The sequence below is a fragment of the Terriglobia bacterium genome, assembly GCA_032252755.1.
Classification (GTDB): domain Bacteria; phylum Acidobacteriota; class Terriglobia; order Terriglobales; family Acidobacteriaceae; genus JAVUPY01.
The window spans coordinates 64,226-82,482 of record JAVUPY010000054.1 but is presented as its reverse complement, the minus strand read 5'-3'; the positions used below and the strand labels follow the sequence as shown (position 1 = coordinate 82,482).

Annotated in this window: 13 protein-coding genes; 5 read left to right on the top strand and 8 right to left on the bottom strand. The window is 57.8% G+C overall.

Going from position 1 to position 18,257, the window contains the following annotated elements:
• Positions 1-16: 16 nt before the first annotated feature.
• Entirely contained in the window at positions 17-3,940 is a 3,924-nt protein-coding gene (locus ROO76_13260) for a carboxypeptidase-like regulatory domain-containing protein (GenBank protein MDT8069127.1), read from the bottom strand.
• A 259-nt stretch (positions 3,941-4,199) separates the two neighbouring features.
• Between ROO76_13260 and aroF the strand changes: the two genes are divergently transcribed.
• From aroF to ROO76_13245, 3 genes are all read left to right on the top strand, one after another.
• On the top strand, positions 4,200-5,303 hold the full coding sequence (gene aroF / locus ROO76_13255) for a 3-deoxy-7-phosphoheptulonate synthase (GenBank protein MDT8069126.1): 1,104 nt from the start codon (positions 4,200-4,202) through the stop codon (positions 5,301-5,303).
• A 158-nt stretch (positions 5,304-5,461) separates the two neighbouring features.
• Positions 5,462-6,511 (top strand): beta-propeller fold lactonase family protein, encoded by a 1,050-nt coding sequence (locus tag ROO76_13250; protein MDT8069125.1) that lies wholly within the window; start codon positions 5,462-5,464, stop codon positions 6,509-6,511.
• 1 nt (position 6,512) lies between these two features.
• The gene (locus ROO76_13245) at positions 6,513-7,883 is read left to right on the top strand and encodes a rhomboid family intramembrane serine protease (GenBank protein ID MDT8069124.1); all 1,371 of its coding nucleotides are present in this window, start codon (positions 6,513-6,515) and stop codon (positions 7,881-7,883) included.
• 101 nt (positions 7,884-7,984) lie between these two features.
• Here ROO76_13245 and ROO76_13240 read toward each other — a convergent pair whose 3' ends face one another.
• Positions 7,985-8,416, bottom strand: a complete 432-nt coding sequence (locus ROO76_13240; GenBank protein ID MDT8069123.1) for a BrxA/BrxB family bacilliredoxin — start codon at positions 8,414-8,416, stop codon at positions 7,985-7,987.
• Positions 8,417-8,591: 175 nt separating this feature from the next.
• On the opposite strand from ROO76_13240, the gene ROO76_13235 reads away from it, so the two are divergent.
• A complete protein-coding gene (locus ROO76_13235) occupies positions 8,592-9,635 on the top strand; it encodes a UDP-N-acetylmuramate dehydrogenase (GenBank protein MDT8069122.1) in 1,044 nt (347 codons plus the stop codon).
• Between the two features lie 42 nt (positions 9,636-9,677).
• Here the strand turns inward: ROO76_13235 and ROO76_13230 are convergent, their stop codons facing one another.
• From ROO76_13230 to ROO76_13210, 5 genes are all read right to left on the bottom strand, one after another.
• Positions 9,678-10,952 carry an ATP-binding cassette domain-containing protein gene (locus ROO76_13230; GenBank protein MDT8069121.1) on the bottom strand — a complete coding sequence of 425 codons (1,275 nt, stop codon included), beginning with the start codon at positions 10,950-10,952 and terminating at the stop codon, positions 9,678-9,680.
• Positions 10,949-11,626 carry a molybdate ABC transporter permease subunit gene (modB, locus tag ROO76_13225; GenBank protein ID MDT8069120.1) on the bottom strand — a complete coding sequence of 226 codons (678 nt, stop codon included), beginning with the start codon at positions 11,624-11,626 and terminating at the stop codon, positions 10,949-10,951. The genes ROO76_13230 and modB overlap by 4 nt, the downstream gene beginning before the upstream one ends.
• Positions 11,627-11,811: 185 nt before the next feature.
• Complete coding sequence (locus ROO76_13220) at positions 11,812-12,042, bottom strand: Lrp/AsnC ligand binding domain-containing protein (GenBank protein ID MDT8069119.1); 231 nt, start codon at positions 12,040-12,042, stop codon at positions 11,812-11,814.
• A gap of 205 nt (positions 12,043-12,247) precedes the next feature.
• Positions 12,248-13,087 (bottom strand): hypothetical protein, encoded by an 840-nt coding sequence (locus tag ROO76_13215; protein ID MDT8069118.1) that lies wholly within the window; start codon positions 13,085-13,087, stop codon positions 12,248-12,250.
• Between the two features lie 188 nt (positions 13,088-13,275).
• Complete coding sequence (locus ROO76_13210) at positions 13,276-15,975, bottom strand: beta galactosidase jelly roll domain-containing protein (GenBank protein ID MDT8069117.1); 2,700 nt, start codon at positions 15,973-15,975, stop codon at positions 13,276-13,278.
• 351 nt (positions 15,976-16,326) lie between these two features.
• Here ROO76_13210 and ROO76_13205 point away from each other — a divergent pair, with 351 nt between their 5' ends.
• Positions 16,327-16,581, top strand: coding sequence for a glucokinase (locus ROO76_13205; protein MDT8069116.1), 255 nt, complete (start codon positions 16,327-16,329; stop codon positions 16,579-16,581).
• Between the two features lie 133 nt (positions 16,582-16,714).
• On the opposite strand, the gene ROO76_13200 is transcribed toward ROO76_13205, so the two are convergent.
• The gene (locus ROO76_13200) at positions 16,715-17,110 is read right to left on the bottom strand and encodes a response regulator transcription factor (protein ID MDT8069115.1); all 396 of its coding nucleotides are present in this window, start codon (positions 17,108-17,110) and stop codon (positions 16,715-16,717) included.
• Between the last annotated feature and the right edge of the window lie 1,147 nt (positions 17,111-18,257).

Genomic DNA, 18,257 nt, shown 5'->3' with positions numbered 1-18,257 from the left:
TCCCGGATCTTTTTGTTTAGAAGGAGTAACGGAGAGCGAACTCCATTTCGCGCGCGCCGCCACGCGGGCCGGCGGTGGAATAGATGCGACCGAAAGTCGCACCTGCTTCGATGTCGAAATCGATGTCGCCCGGGCTGAAGTTTACGGTGTTGAATGCGTTGAACACGGTCCAGCGGAATTCGAGTGAGTGTCCCTCGATGGGGAGCTTGAATTCCTTGTGCAAGCCCGTATCTACATTCGAGTAGGCGGGCCCGCGAACGGCATTACGGGTACCGACGCCGCCCGGACGCGTGTAGGCGAGTTTGCTGATGATCGCGTTCGGATCGCTGAAGAGATTGGGAACTCCATCAGGATCCTTCTTGGTGACGCTCGACGCGATTGCTGCCGTCTGCGTGCCAGGCGGCGTGAGATACCAGTTGGTTGCGAAGTTGAAGCCGTTGCCCGGACTCAGCGGGAAGCCGGTACGGAAGCGCCAATCGCCGGCAAACTGCCAACCGCCGATAATCTGGTTCAACAGGCCCTTGGCATTTCTGCCCAGCGGACGTCCTTCGCCGAATGGCATGTCGATAATCCAGTGGGCGTTGAAGTTGTGACGGACATCGAAGTCGGAAAGGCCTCGATCTCCGGCGGGGAAAAGCGCGTTCGTCATCTGGCCGGTGAGCGAACCGTTGACGCCGAACAGGTCGGCATTCTCCGGTGAGGAACCGTTGTCGATCGACTTGGACCAGACATAGTTGGCGCCGAAGGTGTAAGCGCCGAAGTTGCGTCGCAACCCGATCTGCAGGCTATGGAAGTGCGAGTTCCCCCAGTTCATCCAGGTTGGTATGGACTGGAATTGCGGGTGGAACAGGACAAGACCATTGCCTTGTGGATCGAGAGTGCTCGAGTAGGGACTGCCGGCACCAAATGCGGGCGGAACGTCGAAGATGAACCCGACTGGATCGGCATACGACGCGTAGGTGTTGGTGGTGAACATGGCGTAGTAGGCCTGGGTCGGTGTCAGAGTGGAATACGGAATATCGGCCTCACCCAGGAAGTTCGCCAGGTAGATGGGGAGATTCGGCATTACATTGTCGAAGAACGCAATGTTTGGGATGGAAGACAATGCGGCCACGCTGTACGGATTGACGGTTGGATTGTAAGGATCGGGCCCCTGGTAATCGACCAGTTGGTTGTAGGCTCCCCAGAAGGTCTGTTTGGAGGCAGGATCGGTGAACAGGCCATAGAACTGTCCAAGGTCGGGCTTCACCATCAGCTTGCGTCCGAGAGTGCCGACATAACTGGTGTCAAGGACCATCTTCCACGGCAATTCGCGCTGAATGCCGAAGGTGAGATTGATGGAATAAGGTGTTCGAAGGTTGTTGTCGACCATGAAGCCTTCCCAGGCAGTCGATGCATCGGGCGTGAAGGGGAAGGAAGCGGTGGTCGGCGGAGTGATGAAGTCGCTCACATCGGGCAGGCCGGTGCAACCGGTTGCGTCGCAGGTTCCGGAGAATCGCGGAGCCATCGCCCAGCCCCCGGGCGTGGTATCCAGGCCGAATGCCCCCGCGCTGGAAATCAGGGCGTTCGACATGCCGGGTGAACCAGCGTTGTCGGTGGTTACAGCAAGTGCTCCGCCGAAGCGGTTGTAGAACATGCCGGCACCGAGGCGGACGGAACTCTTGCCGGGGCCTCCGAAGAGACCTTTCAAAATGCCGCTGTCATAGGGCGGGCTCCAAGCCAGGGCGACGCGTGGAGCAAAGTCGTTGTGGTCCGGATTCCACCAGCCGGATTTTCCGTTCGCCTTTCCGGCGAGATCGAATTGCAGCAGTGGCATTGCGTCAGACGGGATTCCGGCGAGTTGATCGGAGACTCGCTGTGCCCACCAATCGCTGACATCGACCGTAGGACGAACCATGTTGCCATTCGTCTCCCAGACCGGGCTGAAATAGCTCCAGCGCAGTCCGGCCGTCAAGGTGAGGTTCTGTTTGAGCCGCCATGTGTCCTGGAAATAAAGCTCGAAGTCATTGGCTGCATAGTGACGATCGAGTGGACTGCCCGATGGCAGAAACTCTTTGCTTTTGGCATCGACGAGATAACTGGCGTTGACCTGGGTGATCGGCCCCGTCAACATCATGAATGCCCGCACAAAAGAGTTCGCATCAAGCGGATCATTACTGGGGTCGGCGTCCTCTGTGAGGGCTGTGAGCGGCTCGCTGCACTGTGCCGCGCAGAAACCATTGTTGACGCTGAACGCAGGATAGCTGAGGTTATAGCTCGAGCGATGTGCGCGAGTGAACATCATGGACCCGCCGAGTTGGAAAGAATGCGAGCCTTTCATCCATGTCAGGTCGTCCTTGATGTCGTGGATGGGGATTTGGCGCGCGAGGGGCCGATAAGCGAAATCGCGGACGTCAGAGAAACTCCGCACCGAGAACGCGGAACCACCGGATCCGGACTCCGATATGCCCAGCCTGGTGAGTCCGTAGCGGACGGTGTTGATCAGGGTATCGGAGAGTTGCGCGGTGTATCCCATTGCGAAGCCCTTGGTATTGTTTCGCAACGTGGATGAGGTGTCCTGTCCAGGAAATTGGGACGGTGCGAGAGCGGTCCTGATGTTACCAAGCGTGCCGCGCCAATAAAGCGTGTGCTTACCGTCTTGCGTCAGGTTGAAGTCGAGACGCGAGGTCCAGACATGATTGTCGGTATTCAATGGTGAGTTGAAGCGGAAACCGGTGAAGCTCAAGCCTGCATCGAGACCCTGGGTCGGATCATTTCCCGTTGGATACTGCGCCATGTAGTTGAGCATCGCGGGGTTGACACCGAGTCCGGCAGGATCAATTGCAGCAAGGTCAGATCCTGTGAGCGTACGGCAGAATTCCCCGTTGCCGTTCGGGCAGGGGAACAGATTGGGGTCGCTGGAATTGAAGCCTTCTATGGAGCTGTCGACGGCATAGATGAGGTTGCCGGACTTCAGAATGTCGCTTGGCACGTATCGGCGTACGCCCTCTTCGCTGCGATCCCGACGGAATTCGTAATCCACAAAGAAGTACGCACGGTTCTTCTTAATAGGGCCACCCAGTGAGCCTCCGCCGATGTGTCGCATCAACTTCGGTTTCTCGATGTCATTGAGGTTGTTGAAATAGGAATTGGCGGCGGTCGCGGTATTGCGGTGATACCAGCGGAGATTTCCGTGCCAATTGTTGCTTCCGCTCTTGGTGACCAGCGCGACCTGCGCTCCACCGGAGACGCCCTCGGTGGGATTCGCGTTGGAAGTGGTAACGCGGAATTCCTGGATGGAGTCGAGGGTCACGGGGAGAGCACTGCTGAAGGCGGCCTGGGTCTCCCAGTTATTGGAGTCAATGCCATCGACGGTAACGTTGGTCTGGTTGGAACGGACGCCATTCACGGCACCGTCACGCTCGTCCAGGTTGCGCGTCGAGCCCATGGATAACAGATCGGTATCAGATGCGCCGGTCTGAATGACGCCCGGTTGGAGGGTCAGAAGCGACGCGGCATTACGCGCGAGGAACGGCAGAGTCTTCACGGCGTTTTCGCCGATGGCGTTGCCGACGGTCGCGTCGTAGGTGTTAACGGTAACGTTGGATGCTGCTACCTCGACCATTTCGTTGGTGGCGCCAACGGGCATTTCGAAATCAACGGTGCCTGGTGAGGCAACAAGCAGTTGAACATCACGGGTGACGGTCTTGAAACCAGTGTGCGTTGCCTTGATTCGATAACTGCCGGGCTTTAGTTGTGCGAAGAAATACGCGCCTGTCGAATCGGTGACGGTGGTTCGCATCGCGCTGGATTCGATGTTGGTTGCGGTGACCTCTACGCCTGGAACCACGGCTCCAGTGATGTCCTTTACGATACCGGCTACAGAGGTCGTATCGGATGACTGGGCGATAGCGGTCGCGGTGAAGGCCAACAGAACCAGAAGCGAACGGAGGTGAGACATTGGGTCCTCCCTTTAGTCCGTGGAAATGCGCCTGAAATTGAACGAATGGCCCCTAAGTAATGGGGACAAATTAGCACTTACGTGCCATTCGCATGCTAGGTCAGGGATCACCGCGAGATGTGACTTGGTCATGAACTGGTAACAGGAGGTGTGCTTCGGGTTAGCAGACTGCAGCCGTTCTGCGCAGTGGCCCGGACGCTGCCAGCCTTGCCGCGATCCCTGTAAATGCTTTAAAGTTTAGGGATTCTGAGGTAATTCCATGCTTGTAGTAATGAAGGCCCACGCGACCGAGGATCAGGTCCGGGCGGTTTGTGACAAGATCGAGTCGCTGGGTTTTCGGCCGCATTCCATTCCCGGCGCTCAGCGAACGGCAATCGGTATCACCGGCAACCAGGGAGAGGTGAATCCTGCGCCGCTGGAAGAGCTGCCGGGCGTGCAGGAAGTCATACGTGTCAGCAAGCCTTACAAACTCGTCAGCAAGGACATTAAAGAAGATAAGACAGTGGTGAAGTTTCCACCGCTGGGGGCGGCTCAGGAAGAGGCGTCGATTGGCGGGCAGGAGCTGGGGGTCATTGCGGGGCCGTGCGCGATTGAGAACCATGACCAGGCGTTTGCAGTGGCGGAGCGCATCGCGAAGCAGGGCGTGAAGTTTTTCCGCGGGGGAGCGTACAAGCCGCGTACGTCGCCGTATACGTTCCAAGGGCTCGGGCTGGAGGGGCTGAAGATCATGGCGCAGGTTCGCGACCAGTATGGACTGCGTATCGTAACGGAAGCTGTGGATCACGAGTCGCTGGAACTGGTAGAGGAGTGGGCGGATGTGATCCAGATTGGCGCGCGCAACATGCAGAACTACTCGCTGCTGAAGCGCGCGGGGCGAGCACGGAAGCCGGTGCTGCTGAAGCGCGGGATGAGCGCTACCCTGGAAGAGTTTTTGATGGCGGCCGAGTACGTAATGAGCGAGGGGAATTACGAGGTTATCTTGTGCGAACGCGGGGTGCGGACCTTCGCGGATCACACGCGGAACACGCTGGACCTGAGCGTGGTTCCGGCGGTGCAGAGGTTGAGCCACTTGCCCATCCTGGTCGATCCGAGTCATGGGACGGGCAAGAGAAACAAGGTGACGCCGCTGACGCGCGCGGGAGTTGCGGTGGGGGCGGATGGATTCATCGTGGAAGTGCATCATGATCCGGACCGCGCATTGTCGGATGGGGCGCAGTCCCTATTCCCCGAGCAGTTTGACGAACTGATGGCGCAGGTCAGGTTGATCGCGCCGGTTGTGAATCGCACAGTCGCGGAGCCGCAGTCGAGCAGGATGCAGAATGTTGGAGCAACCGTGACCGCGACAGGCACGGCGAGGCCGTGAACGTACCTTCCAAAGATACAGAATCCAAGAGAAGCGACCCACGTCTGCGAACAGCGCGCAGATGTGGGGCCCCACTTCTGATCCTCATTTTCCTTCTGCTATTGACAGCAGGGGCGTGTCGTCGCAAGCCTACCGGCGGGGAACCCGCGTATGCGTATGTGGCTAACGGGAAAAGCAACACTGTGACCGTGATTGATCTCGCAACGATGCAACCGGTTCGGACGTTGAATGTGGGCAAGAGCCCGACGGGGCTGGCGGCGAATCCGAAGAAGCCGGAAGTTTATGTGGTAAATACGGAGTCGGGCACGGTGTCCGTGATCGACTCGCATTCGAACCAGGTGACGGGGACGATCGCGGTGCAACGGACGCCTTACTACATTTCCGTGACCCACGACGGGCGCTGGGGATATGTCGCGAACGCGGGTTCGAATACAGTCAGCGTGATTGACCTGGATAAGCACCGGGTGGCGGCGACGATCGGGGTCGGGTTGCAGCCGGGATTGGCGAAGGTTTCGCGCGACGGAAGCATTGTGGTGGTATCGAATCGCGGGTCGGACTCGGTCAGCATTATCGACGGTGAAAGTCGCAAACTCCGGTCGACAGTGGCAACGTGCCGCAACCCGGAAGATATTGCCATCCTGCCGGACGAGTCGAAGGCGTTCGTGGCGTGTACGGGAGCGAATGAGGTCGCGGCGGTAGACCTGAAGAACGCTCGGGTGCTGGCGCTGCTGAAAGTCGGCGGGACTCCGGTGAGCCTGGCTCTGAAGCCGGATGGCGGCGAGGTCTTCGTGTGCAACTACAACGCGCACACGATTTCGGCGATCAACACTGCGACCAATGAAGTGAGCGAGAGTTTTCTTGCGGGCGACGATCCGGCGGACGCAGTGGTGAGCGCAGACAATTCCCTGCTCTACGTGAGCAATATGGCGTCGGATACTGTCGCTGTCTTCGACATCACCACGCGGAAGATGCTGGTGAGCGTGCGCGTGGGCGACGGCCCGGATGCCCTGGCACTCTCGCCGGGAGAGACAATGCTGTTCGTGGGAGACTCCGGGTCGGGCGACACGGCCGTTCTGCGACTGGACAAACGCATGGATAAGAAGGTCACCGGGCCGAATCCTCGACTGTTCACGATGATCGCGACGGGAGCCCAACCGCGTTCGGTGGTGATCAAAGGGATGGAGCCGCAACAAGCGCAACAACACTAACATGGCGATTCATTGTCCCGAGTGCCGGTTCGAATTTCCGCCGGGCATGCACCCGCTGCCAAACCAGTGTCCGCGGTGCGGGGCACCACTGTACTTTGCGCAGGAACTTCCGCCGCCGGCACCGCGGCCAAGGCGGAACTACGGATTTCTGCGACACTCGCCGACGGCGGCCATCATTGTGATCTGCGTGATCGTGTTCCTGATCGAGATGGCGATGAGCCACAGCGAGGAGATCACGCTACCAGTATTGATGAAGCTGGGAGCGGACTCTGGGGTGGAGGTGTTCTCAGGGCAGTGGTGGCGGCTGGTCACCTCAATGTTCCTGCACGGGAATCTGCTGCACATCGGGACGAACATGTGGGCGCTGTTTAATATTGGACTGCTGGCGGAGATTCTCTACGGACGACGGAACTTCCTCATACTGTATTTTTTGTGCGGACTGGCGGGTTCGGTGGCGAGTGCCTGGTGGCACCCGGCCGAGGTTGGGGTTGGCGCGTCGGGCGCGATCTTTGGAGTGGCGGGTGCTTTGATTCCGGCGCTGAAGTTCCAGAAGAATCCGCGGATCGCGATGGCGATGAAGGGAGCGCTGGGCAGCATCGTCGTGTTCGTATTTGTGAACCTGGCAATTGGAGCGGGGGTTCCGATCATCGATAATGCCGCGCACGTAGGCGGATTGATTATGGGAGTCGTGGTCGGGGCACTCCTGCCGTCGTACACGGTGGAAGAGGAGAGAAAGAAGACGGGCCAGGCGCTGGTGGTGTTCGCGTCGGCACTTGCGTTGATCACGGCGGGGGCACTCTACGCACGAAGCAAATATGCACCAATACTTCCGCGGCTCGAGGCACAAAGATTCGCACGGACGGGCAAGACGAAGGACGCCATGGCGGCTTATCAGCGGGCGCTCAAACAGAACCCGAAAGATGAGAGGCTGGCGGTGGAGTACGGGACATACCTGGATGCGCTGAAGAAGTATCCGGAAGAGATCGCGGTGGTGAAGCAACTGGTGGCGGATCATCCGGAGGATGCGCGGTACTCGGCGGCGTTGTGCGGGGCGTATCTGAAGAATAAGCAACCGGACCAAGCGGTTGCACCGTGCAGGAAAGCCGTGGACATGGATCCTAAAAACAAAGCGTACTTGTTCACGCTGGGATCAACCTATCTGGATTTGGGGCAGAGCGCGGATGCGGTGGCGACGTTCCGGAAGGCTTATCAGTTGGAGCCGAACGGGTTCGGTGAGAATTTCTTCCTGGGGATTGCATTGCTGCAAGATGGGCAGAAGTTGGAAGCAGCGGAACGACTGAAGCGGGCGGTGGAGTTGAATCCGAAGGACATCGCGGCGCGGCAGGCTTTGAAAGTGGCGGAGAAGCAGTAGGAACACGCCAACTGCGATTGCACCTCGAAGAGGAACAAAAGATCCTTCGTCTACGCGGGTTCGCACCTCTCATGCAAACCCGCTTCGCTCAGGACGATACCCTATCCCTGCACCTGCTCGGTGCAGTGTTGCTGGAAGGCGGCGGAGAGTTCGCTGGCGATCGCAAGGGCGTCGCGAGATTCAATGGCTGAGCGCGGCATAAAATAGACGAGTTTGCCGTCGCGCAGGAGGCCGATGGATGGCGACGATGGTGCCTGTCCGACAAAGAACATTCGGGCGCGAACAGTGGCTTCCTGATCCTGTCCCGCGAACACGGTGATGCTCTGGTCAGGCTTCGCTGAGGACTGCTGGAGCGCGAGACGCACGGCGGGGCGCATCTTTCCAGCAGCGCATCCGCAGATGGAATTCACGATCAGCATGGTCGTGCCCTTCTCTTTCAGGGCCTCGTCGACTGCGTCAGCGCTGCGCACTTCCTTCACGCCCAGGCGCGTCAATTCTTCGCGCATGGGGATCACCATCAGTTCGGGGTACATCGGCATCCGGAGTCCTCCTGAGATTAGTACGTGGTGTTAGATGTTGACGAGCGGGGATTGGGTTCGGGGGAGTAGTAAGGGGGCGAGAGGGCTCCCCTACCATGGGCGAGAGGCATCCCCCGGGCCACGTAGGCGAGATGCTGGCGCGATGGGGGCGGGGATTTATATTGGGATCATGCAATTCTCGGAAAACCTACCACTGGGGCCGATGACTACGTTGGGAGTCGGCGGGGCGTCGCGATGGTTTGCGGAGGCGCTTACCGAGGAAGAATTGCGGGCTGCGGTGGAGTGGGCCGGCGAGTGCAGGCTTCCACTGTTTGTTCTTGGCGGCGGGAGCAACCTGGTGGTTTCTGATGCGGGGTGGCCGGGACTGACAGTGCGAGTGGGGCTGCGCGGAGTGAAGCAGCGAAGTGAAGGTGGCCGCGAGGTCTTCGAGGTTGGCGCAGGCGAGGATTGGGATACGCTGGTGGCGCGTGCCGTCGCCGCTGATTGCGCCGGGATCGAGTGCCTGAGCGGCATTCCGGGGACAGTGGGCGGAACGCCAGTGCAGAACGTCGGCGCATACGGGCAGGATGTTAGCGAGACGATCGTTGAGGTTCGCGCGCTGGAGTTGGCGAACGGTGAGTATCGCGACTTCACGAATCAAGAGTGTGGGTTCGCCTACCGGACCAGCCGGTTCAACACGGTGGATCGCGAAAGGTTCGTGATTACGCGGGTGACGTTTGCTCTTACGCAAGGTGGACGTCCGAAGATTGAATACGCAGATTTGCAGAAGCGTTTTGCCGGGCGAAACCGGGCATCGCTGAGCGAGGTTCGCGATGCGGTGCGGGAGATTCGGCGAAGCAAAGCAATGCTGATTGTTGAAGGCGATGAGGATTGCAGGAGCGCGGGATCGTTTTTCAAGAATCCGGTCGTCAATTTGGCCACATACCAGAGGGTCGCGGAGCAGGTGGCCCCGAGGGGCTTGGTGCCGCCGAGGTATCCGGCGGGCGAGGGGCGGGTGAAACTCGCAGCGGCGTGGCTGGTGGAGCAGAGCGGATTCGCGAAGGGGTTCACGTCGGGCCGAGTCGGGATTTCACGCAAGCATGCTCTGGCGATCGTGAACCGTGGCGGAGCCACGTCAGCGGAGATCATCGCGCTGAAGGATCAAATTCAGCGCGCGGTTCGGGAGGGGTTTGGGGTTGAATTGGTTCCCGAGCCGGTGTTTGTGGGGTTCTGAAATCGTGCCAATGGGCGTTCGGGCAAACAACGAATGTAAACCCTACTTAAAGTAATCCTCGTTCTTCATGACGTGGCAGGAATGAGTTTTCAGCACCAGCCAGATCATGTCTCCAACCGACAATTTCAGAGATTCCACGGCGCGGGGAGTCACGTGCGCAATGAAATGGATCGAGCGATCTTCGCTGGCCGTAGTATCGAGGATTGCGGTCGCGGCCTGAAGGGTGATGGAAAGAATCTCAGCCGGAATCAGGTTGCGCGCGCTGAGGCCACTCGGACGTTCAACTGAGATCATTATGTCGCCAGCGCGGATTCCGACGTGAAGTTCCTGCCCAGGTTCGACGCGCGAGAGCGGAACCTCCAACGTGACATGGGGTGCAGGCGCCTGACTTTGTGGAAGCGGGCTACGTCCGCCGATTCCGGATTCGACGAAGAAGCGTTCAAGAGCTTTGTGGTCTTTACCCAAATCTGCTGACGATTGTCGGGCAGGCGGTGGGACGAGGCGACAGGTCATAGTTCCGTCGTGTTCATGCTGTGCCTGGACAACTGCATCGAAGACATTTTCGAAACCGGCTAGTTGTGCAACGGTTTCGCGACGGGGGCTGTCGAGCACTTGGTGCGGCGTACCTTCCGCGACGATGCGGCCTGATTCGAGTACGAGTACGCGGTCGCCGAGACCGAATGCTTCGTTGTGATCGTGGGTTACATAGAGGATGGGAATGTTGTGATCGCAGTTCCACGCTCGAAGGTCGTCAATAATGCGGCCTTTGCTGACGGCGTCCAGCCCGGAGAGAGGTTCGTCAAGGAGCAGGAAAGCGGGGTCAGTGACGAGGGCGCGGGCCAGAGCGACACGCTGACGCTCGCCGCCGGAGATCCTCTCGGGCTTACGATGGGCGAGGGGGGCAACGTGGAAGGACTCGAGGATTGCGTTGGAGCGCGAACGGCGTTCGGACTTTGGCAGCGCGGAGAGGCCGTACTCGATGTTCTCCTGTACGGTCATGTGCGGGAACAGGGCGAGAGTCTGGAACAGGTAACCGCAGCGGCGGCGTTGCGGCGCGATGTTGATGCGCTGATCGCTGTCGAACAACGTAGTGTCGCCGACCACGATTCGGCCGCGATCGGGACTTACCAGTCCGGCGAGACTTTCCAGCAGCGTCGTCTTCCCTGCCCCGGAGGCACCGAACAGGATGGTAATGCCGGGTGCCTGCGTGACTTCGAGTTGCAGCCGGAAGGAACTCCCATGCGCGAGATCGATGGAGGCGAAGAGGGTTCGCGAGTTTGGTGCCTGCGAAGGCCCGGCCTGGAGTTTTGCGCTCAACGGGTGGCCCCTCGAAGTGAAGAGCGCCCGCGATTGAGCCCATAAACGAGAGCGAGCGCGATAAACGAAACAAGCAAAAGGAATATCGCGGCGTGGTTTGCGGTGGCGTAATCGAGCGCCTGAACGTCGTCGTAGATGGCGATAGAGATTGTGCGGGTCGCACCCGGAATGTTGCCGCCGATCATGAGGACGACACCGAATTCTCCCAGCGTGTGCGCGAATGAAAGCGTGAAGCCGGTGATTACGCCGGGCAACGAAAGCGGCAAAATGACGCGGCGAAAGGTCTTCCACGACGACGCACCGAGAGTGGCGGAAGCGGCGAGAAGTTTACGATCAACGGCGGCGAACGATGCGGCGAATGGCTGAACCGCGAAGGGAAAACTATAGATGATCGATCCGATGACGAGACCTTCAAAGGTGAAGGCAAATGTGTGCCCGGTGAGACTTTGCCACCAGCGACCCAGAGGACTCTGCGCACCCAGGGCGACGAGAAGATAGAAGCCAAGAACGGTGGGTGGGAGCACCAGGGGCAGCGACACCACTGCTTCTACCAGGAATTTCCAGCTGCGGCGCGAGTACGCAATCCAGTAGGCGAGCGGAAGTCCGAGCACAAGCAAGGCGAGGGAAACGATCAGCGCCAAACGAAGGGAGAGGATAAGGGCACGAGTTTCCACACACAAAGATTAACGCAGAGGACGCAGGGGACGCGAAGGTAATTACGAGTGGAGGTGGAGGAGAAACGCAAAGGACGGAAGACGCTGAGGCGTGACAACGTCGAAATGAGGGCGAGCCGCAAGTAGCTAACCCTTTCACGCTCCGCGAACTATCCAAACCCATCGACCCTGCAGTTATCGCCTGTTCAGTCCTGGATGGCGACGTGGGTTTCGGTGTGGGTAACTCCGGGCGTGTGGTGGATCTTTTCCAGGACGACATTGTTGAGATCGGACCAGTTGGGAAACTCGAGGACTGCGAAGACGTCTCCGACACCCCAGCATGCGTCGGCCATCAGAACGCCCGGTAATGAGGAGATGACACGGGCGATGTCGCGCGCTTTTCCGGAATTGACGGTGACGACGAGATAAGCCTTCATACGTTTACCCCCAGCACCAGCGACAGACGAGTGCCTCGACGGGAGCCATTATCGTGCAGCGGCGGGAAATCGGGGCATGCTTCTTGTCACAGAGCAGCATGATTCCTGATGTCACAGAGGATAGTGAGGCGGGGGCTTGCGAGTACCTGCCAGGCGAACATGGCACGGACGCTCGCATCGTGCTCGCGTCCGTGCCGCCGAATCATTACTGTGCGGGCGCCGGAACCATGGCGTCCTGTTGAAGCGTGAAGTCAAGCAGGGTTTCGCTCGGAACCTTTACCTGGTCACCCTTGGTGATGACCTGTGAACCAGCGCCTACTCCGCCTCCGACACCAGCACCGATCGCAGCACCTTTGCCGCCGCCTGCAATGGCGCCGATGATGGATCCAACCGCGGCTCCTCCAATGGTTCGTTTCGCTGTACTCGCAGTGCGCGATTTACCCGAGACTTCGTACTCACCTGTGGAGATTGGAACGGTGCGACCATTCACGACGATTCCTGTGAGTTCAAGTCCGAGTTGCGACTGGCCGGCAAAGGTGCCGCTCGCTTTCGACTGGGTCAGTTGTCCGTAAACGTCCGCACCCTTCGGAATGATTTCTTCACCATTGACAACGACTGGTTCTTCCAGAGAGGCCTGGAAACGATCTCCGACCTGGTTCTGCGTGGAGTCGATGCCGTCAATCGTCCGGATGGAGATGCGAGTTCCCGCCGGAATGGTGACAAAATTCGACGACCGCGCGACAGCACTTTCCATCTTGGCGGGAGGTCGTGGAACGAGGCCTTCGGAACCGGTTGAGGGCCTGGGAGCCGCGGCCGGCACTTCGGCGGCGGACCGGTCGGAATCGAACTTTAGCGACGCGATATCGGAGATGTTGTAGGTCTGGCGGGATGAGCCAACCTGGAACGTAATCTGGGTATCGGTGCCACTAATGAACTTGCCCTTGATCAGGCTGCCATTCTTGAGTTCCAAGGAATCCGACCAAGCCAGCGAACTGGCGAGGCAGATGGCGATAATCAACCCGAGGCTCACTCTGAATCTCATCATGTCTCCTCAACCTCCGTGCGCGACAGGTCGCGCTGCTACGACCCACGTGATTCCGCATCTCCCCGATGGAGATACCGACGCGAGTTGCTGGTGCCAGTATACTTCCGCGGCTCTCTGCTGTGGGACGCGAGTGCCTTAGTTCTGACTATCGAAAATTAGATTTGTGAGCGATGTAATTCAGTGTGTATTCAAGGTGAAAACCTGACCTGGTTGATGGCAGAATTCTTGCGTTGGGATGTTGGCCCGATCGCAATCGTTTCTGACTGGATGTTCCATCCGGAAATCGAGATTACGGGCCCACTTCCGGCCAAGTGGCGGTCGGGGAGTTTCGCCTTGAGCGTCCGTTCTTCACCCGGCATCAGGGAGATGTAGTTGTCTTGCCAGAGCACCGGAAGTATTTCCGTGCCGTTGTTGTCCGAGTCGATTGCGAGGCGAACCTGGAGTGCAAGGGTCTTCGACGGGTTCTTTACATGAACGTGGACCACGTCTCCACTGGTTTCTGAATGCAGGCTGGACGTTACGTTCAATCGCACCTGCGGTAAGGATGCCAGTGCGGTGAAATCTTCGTACCAAGTAATCGGAGTAGAAACGTACGTTGTCTTTGGCCAGTCGAATTCCGGTTTCTTCGTGGAAAGCCAATAGAAGTTCGTGCTGATGAGCGCACCCTTTTCGTCGGTTAGCCTCAGTTGCAGAAAATGGACGTTAGTTGATCCTGCCGGAGGATCGGGAAGCAAGAAGACAGTCTTAACAGCGTCAGGACCGATTGTAACCGGCACCCTCTGAGCGAACTCTTCCTTAAGGTTTACATCTGTAAGGCGGGCCGAAGCCTCGAGACCCGCCACTGGATGATACGTGCTATTCACGACCACGATTGAGCGGTCGTCGTAAGAGTATTGGATGTGAACAGGCTCGTTCGCTTTCTTGGTACCGAAGTATCCGCCCGCCGGTTGCAGGTAGTAGTCATACAAATGCCAGATCAGGGAAGGCCAGGCATTGTTCAGCATCCACTGGATTACGCCTGTCGATGTGTACTTATTGCGGGAGTAAGCCTCGAACATCGCGCGTTCTGCGTCATAGGTCATGGCTTGCGACTTGCGTTGGAAATCCTGCGGGCTCGTCACCTCGCCGTACGTCGCCGTGAGTGCGGAGTTGAACTTGTTGAGGTTCTTGAAATTGCCACTCCCTGCGTGGAAATTCCAGATGTCGTCGATGGGCCACAGGTGGTCTGCTGGGATAAATTTTGCAAGTGAGCCTGCGGTCGGAATCGCAGGTCCGGGCCCTGTCTCCGTGTTGAAGCCATAGGCGCCGCCGTGTTGCTGGTCTATGTACCAATAGCTGGGCGGGACATAGTCATAGGGCCCGGTCATCTTCACGCCGGAGGTTCCAGTGAGCTCGGCGGGCGTTTGTGATGCTGAAGATTCGATGGGATTGGGCCACTGCGTTTCCTGCAACACCTGCAGGTAGGCGGCTTCAACGTTTGCCGGGGGTGGACCATCGCTGCCGTTCAACCACATCAACAGGCTCGGGTGAGAGCGCAAACGCAGGCTCTGACTTCGAAGCGACTCCGTTGCAACTGCCAGTTGATCGCCATTCCACCGCTCCCACTCTTCCCAAAGATCGCAGCAACACCACCCTGCCATGACGAGAATTCCCTTTTCGTCCGCGAGATTGAAGAATTCATCGTCTTCCAGTTTGCCTTCCAGGCGGATGGTGTTCAGGTTCATGTCCTGCACATATTGAAATTCGTTTCGCAGCCGCACGGAATTTTGGCGTAGCAGCATGTCGGGTGCCCAGCCGCCACCTCGAATGAGGATCGGCTTGCCATTAACCTTGTATAGCCTCGCCCCTTTCGGAGTCATCTCGGAGGTGACCTCACGGATGCCAATTCGGGAGGTGGCTGAATCGGAAATCGTGTTACTCACGGTAAATGAAGTGTGCAAACGGTAGAGGAATGGTATGCCCATCTGCGCGGGCCACCACAGTTGTGCGTTCTTGACGGCGAGTTGCGGGAATTCTCCAGGCGTGAGTGTAATGGACTTCGTTTCGCGGCCATCCAACGCGATCGACTTCTTTACTGCGAGGCCTAGTTCCGGCAGTTCGGCGAGGAAGGTTCCGGTAACCGGTTGGTCGGTCAGGTTCTTAAGTTCGGCCAGGACCGACAATTCTGCGGGCGACTTGTCTCCGTTGGGCAAATGGGTTTCGACCGTTGGGTAACGTATTTCGACCGGACCGCTCGTGGTCAGGTACACGGCCTGCCACAGTCCCATGTCCTTGTCCGGCGGCGTGGGATTCCAGTCCACCCAGTTGATACCGAGATCGTTTTGCGTCTGCGAAAAGACCTCGACTGCCAGTACATTGCTTTGGTGCGGTGCGATGTCCGGGGTGATATCGAATTCGTATGTCCGATAAGCGCCGGCGATGTCCTTCGCGTCGGCAATTTTCTTCCCGTTCAGCCAAATATTGGCGCGATTGTTGATGCCGTCAAAGTGCAGAGCCACCTTGTGATTGCCCGCGGGCGACGCGAACTCGGTTCGGTACCACCAGGAACAAGCGTAGGGACTGTCCGGCGGAATCGGCTTGTGCGCGAAGAGAGCCCCAATGGCATATGCCATGCCAGGTATCTTGCGGAGGTTCATCCCGAAGTACGGATCTGGGAATTCGCCGGAAGCAACCTGGGCAGCCAAAACTGTTGCCGGCACCGTAATCTTGTACCAACCGTCCGTGCGATAGCCGACACGAGAGATTGTCGCGCCGTCGTCCTTGACCTTAGATGAGGATTGAAGGGTCCAGCCGGTATGAAGATCGATCCGGCTGGCAGGTGCTTGCCCAAACGCACGAACGACCGTCATGGAAATAGAAAGCAGAATGCCGAGTTGAATTATCCGCACCGTTCAAAGTCCGCCTGTTCTGAACGTCCCTGCCGACTTTGACGCCATGTCCTCACATGGGCTCGCCATTACCGATTCAGGAAGGCCGGGCATTCAAGATTCCCGCGAAAAGCACTTGCAATGGAACTCCATAAGTGCTCTATTGAAACGTATTAATGACCAAAATGACGTCTGTCAAGAGCAAACCGTGCCGGCAGCGAACGCAGGTTAGCCGCGGCATCGCGTAACTCAAGTTGTCGCTGGTTCGCTTCCTCCGCATACCGCGAAAGTGGCCACATTAGATACAACTCGACGCTGTGTTGCAACTGCCGCGTATCACTCACGGGCATGCCGTCTTCGAGGGCAAGCACAATGATTCTCGCAGCCGATGTAGGAGCGTCGAATACGCTTCCCCTGCCCAGCGAAGCCGGACATGCCGACTTCGCCCCGAATAACGAGGTAGAAACCGAACTGCTTCGCTATCTCCGCGACCGTTTCCATCACGTCAGTTGGGACCGTGTGTTGTCCGGCCCGGGGCTGTTGCTGATCTATGAATTCTTTCGGGATACGGGCGGTTGCATTTACCCGAAGTCGCTTGCAACGGAATCGCTTCGCTGTCGCAACTGAATAGAGCTGATGAGTGCCCGTGATGCTACCGATTGTTCCAAAGGTAAGTTGTTGGCCTACCGGGAATCTCTCGGTACTGAGCTAATTTTCATGGAAATACTGTAAAGACCAGCACGTGCAAAGCTCAGAGGCGTCAGTTCATCAGTTGTGGGCTGATGAATCGCCCGCCTGCAATAACCTGGGCAATTGCGATCAGAAGCTCGCTCTGGAGATTCGCCTTGAGCACGTAGCCGTGCGCTCCGTCTTGCACGAGCCTGTTTGCAGAATCTGCGTCGTCGTTCAAAGTCACAAAAATTATCTTCGAGTCGGGAGCCACTTCGCGTATACGGTGTGCGACCTGAACTCCGTTCAGGTCTGGAAGGCCTATGTCCAAGAGTACGAGATCCGGCTTTAGCCGCGCAGTCTCTTCGATCGCTACCAGTCCAGTCCCCGCTTCACCGACAACACACAGGCTCGACTCAGGATTGAGGAGGCAGCGAATTTCTTTTCTCCACTCCTCGACATCGTCGACTACAAGAATGCGGATCATGTTCCGGGGGAGTGAGGTAAGCTCCCCGCCCTTTCACCATACATTCACGACGCTATCACGACGAACATGCCGGGCACAATCATCTCAAAACGCCAGTGGCCTTTCGTTATCCGGATTGCACGCTCACGAAACCCTGTTGACGTACAGAACATTAACATGTTGTTAAATCACAAAGATTGCTAGAATTCGGACGCGCTGCAGAGTAATGGAGTCTAGTGTGCCGCTTCACCGGAAGGTGAGCTTTGAAAGGTTTGGCTGCCATCTCGGCGCGGTTCATCAACTTACCAGCCGACCGTATCGATGACGAAATCGAGGATGCCCTCCGGAACATCTGCACTTCTCTTGAAGTAGACCATTCGACGATTTACCAGGTTTCGGACGACCCTGCAAAGATGGTTTTGACCCATGTCTTCCAGAATCCTCAGGTGTCGGCTGCACCACGAGTCCTGAATGCGGCTGAGTATTTTCCGTGGTGCCTGGAGAAGATTCTTAATAAGGAGGTCATCTACCTCACGGATACGCAGAAGGCTCCGCGCGAAGCATTCATCGACGTAGCGAGTTGGAAGCGATTCAACATCCGATCAGCTCTGGTGTTCCCGCTCTCAGCTGGCGGTGAGAGGCCGATTGGTGCATGGAGTTTGGACTGTAGACTCCCGGAGCACAGGTGGTCTGAAGAACAGCGAGACCGACTGAGGATCATTGCCGACATTTTTGCAAATGCTCTTCACCGAAAGCGCACCGAGCAGAAACTCCTCGACGACGAGGCACGCCTGAATCTCACCACTCAGAGCGCACACGTGGCGTTCTGGACCTTGAACGTTACCTCTGGTGAGCTTTGGTCGACGGAACAATCGAGGGGAATATTTAAGTTTGGCCCGAAAGACGAACTTTCCTTTGAGAAGTACATCAGCATTGTCTATCCCGAGGATGTGTCGATTGTGAAATCAACAGTCAATACCATCTTAGAAGCAGGAGATGGCGAATGTGAGTACCGGATCATTTGGCCTGATGGCACGATACGTTGGGTGATGTCCCGCGGCGAGTTATATCGCCGGACCATCGCCGGGGGCCCGCTTCTGACAGGCATAACGTTTGACATTACCGAGCGGAAGCAGGCAGAGGAGGAACGCCGACGTAGAGAATGCGA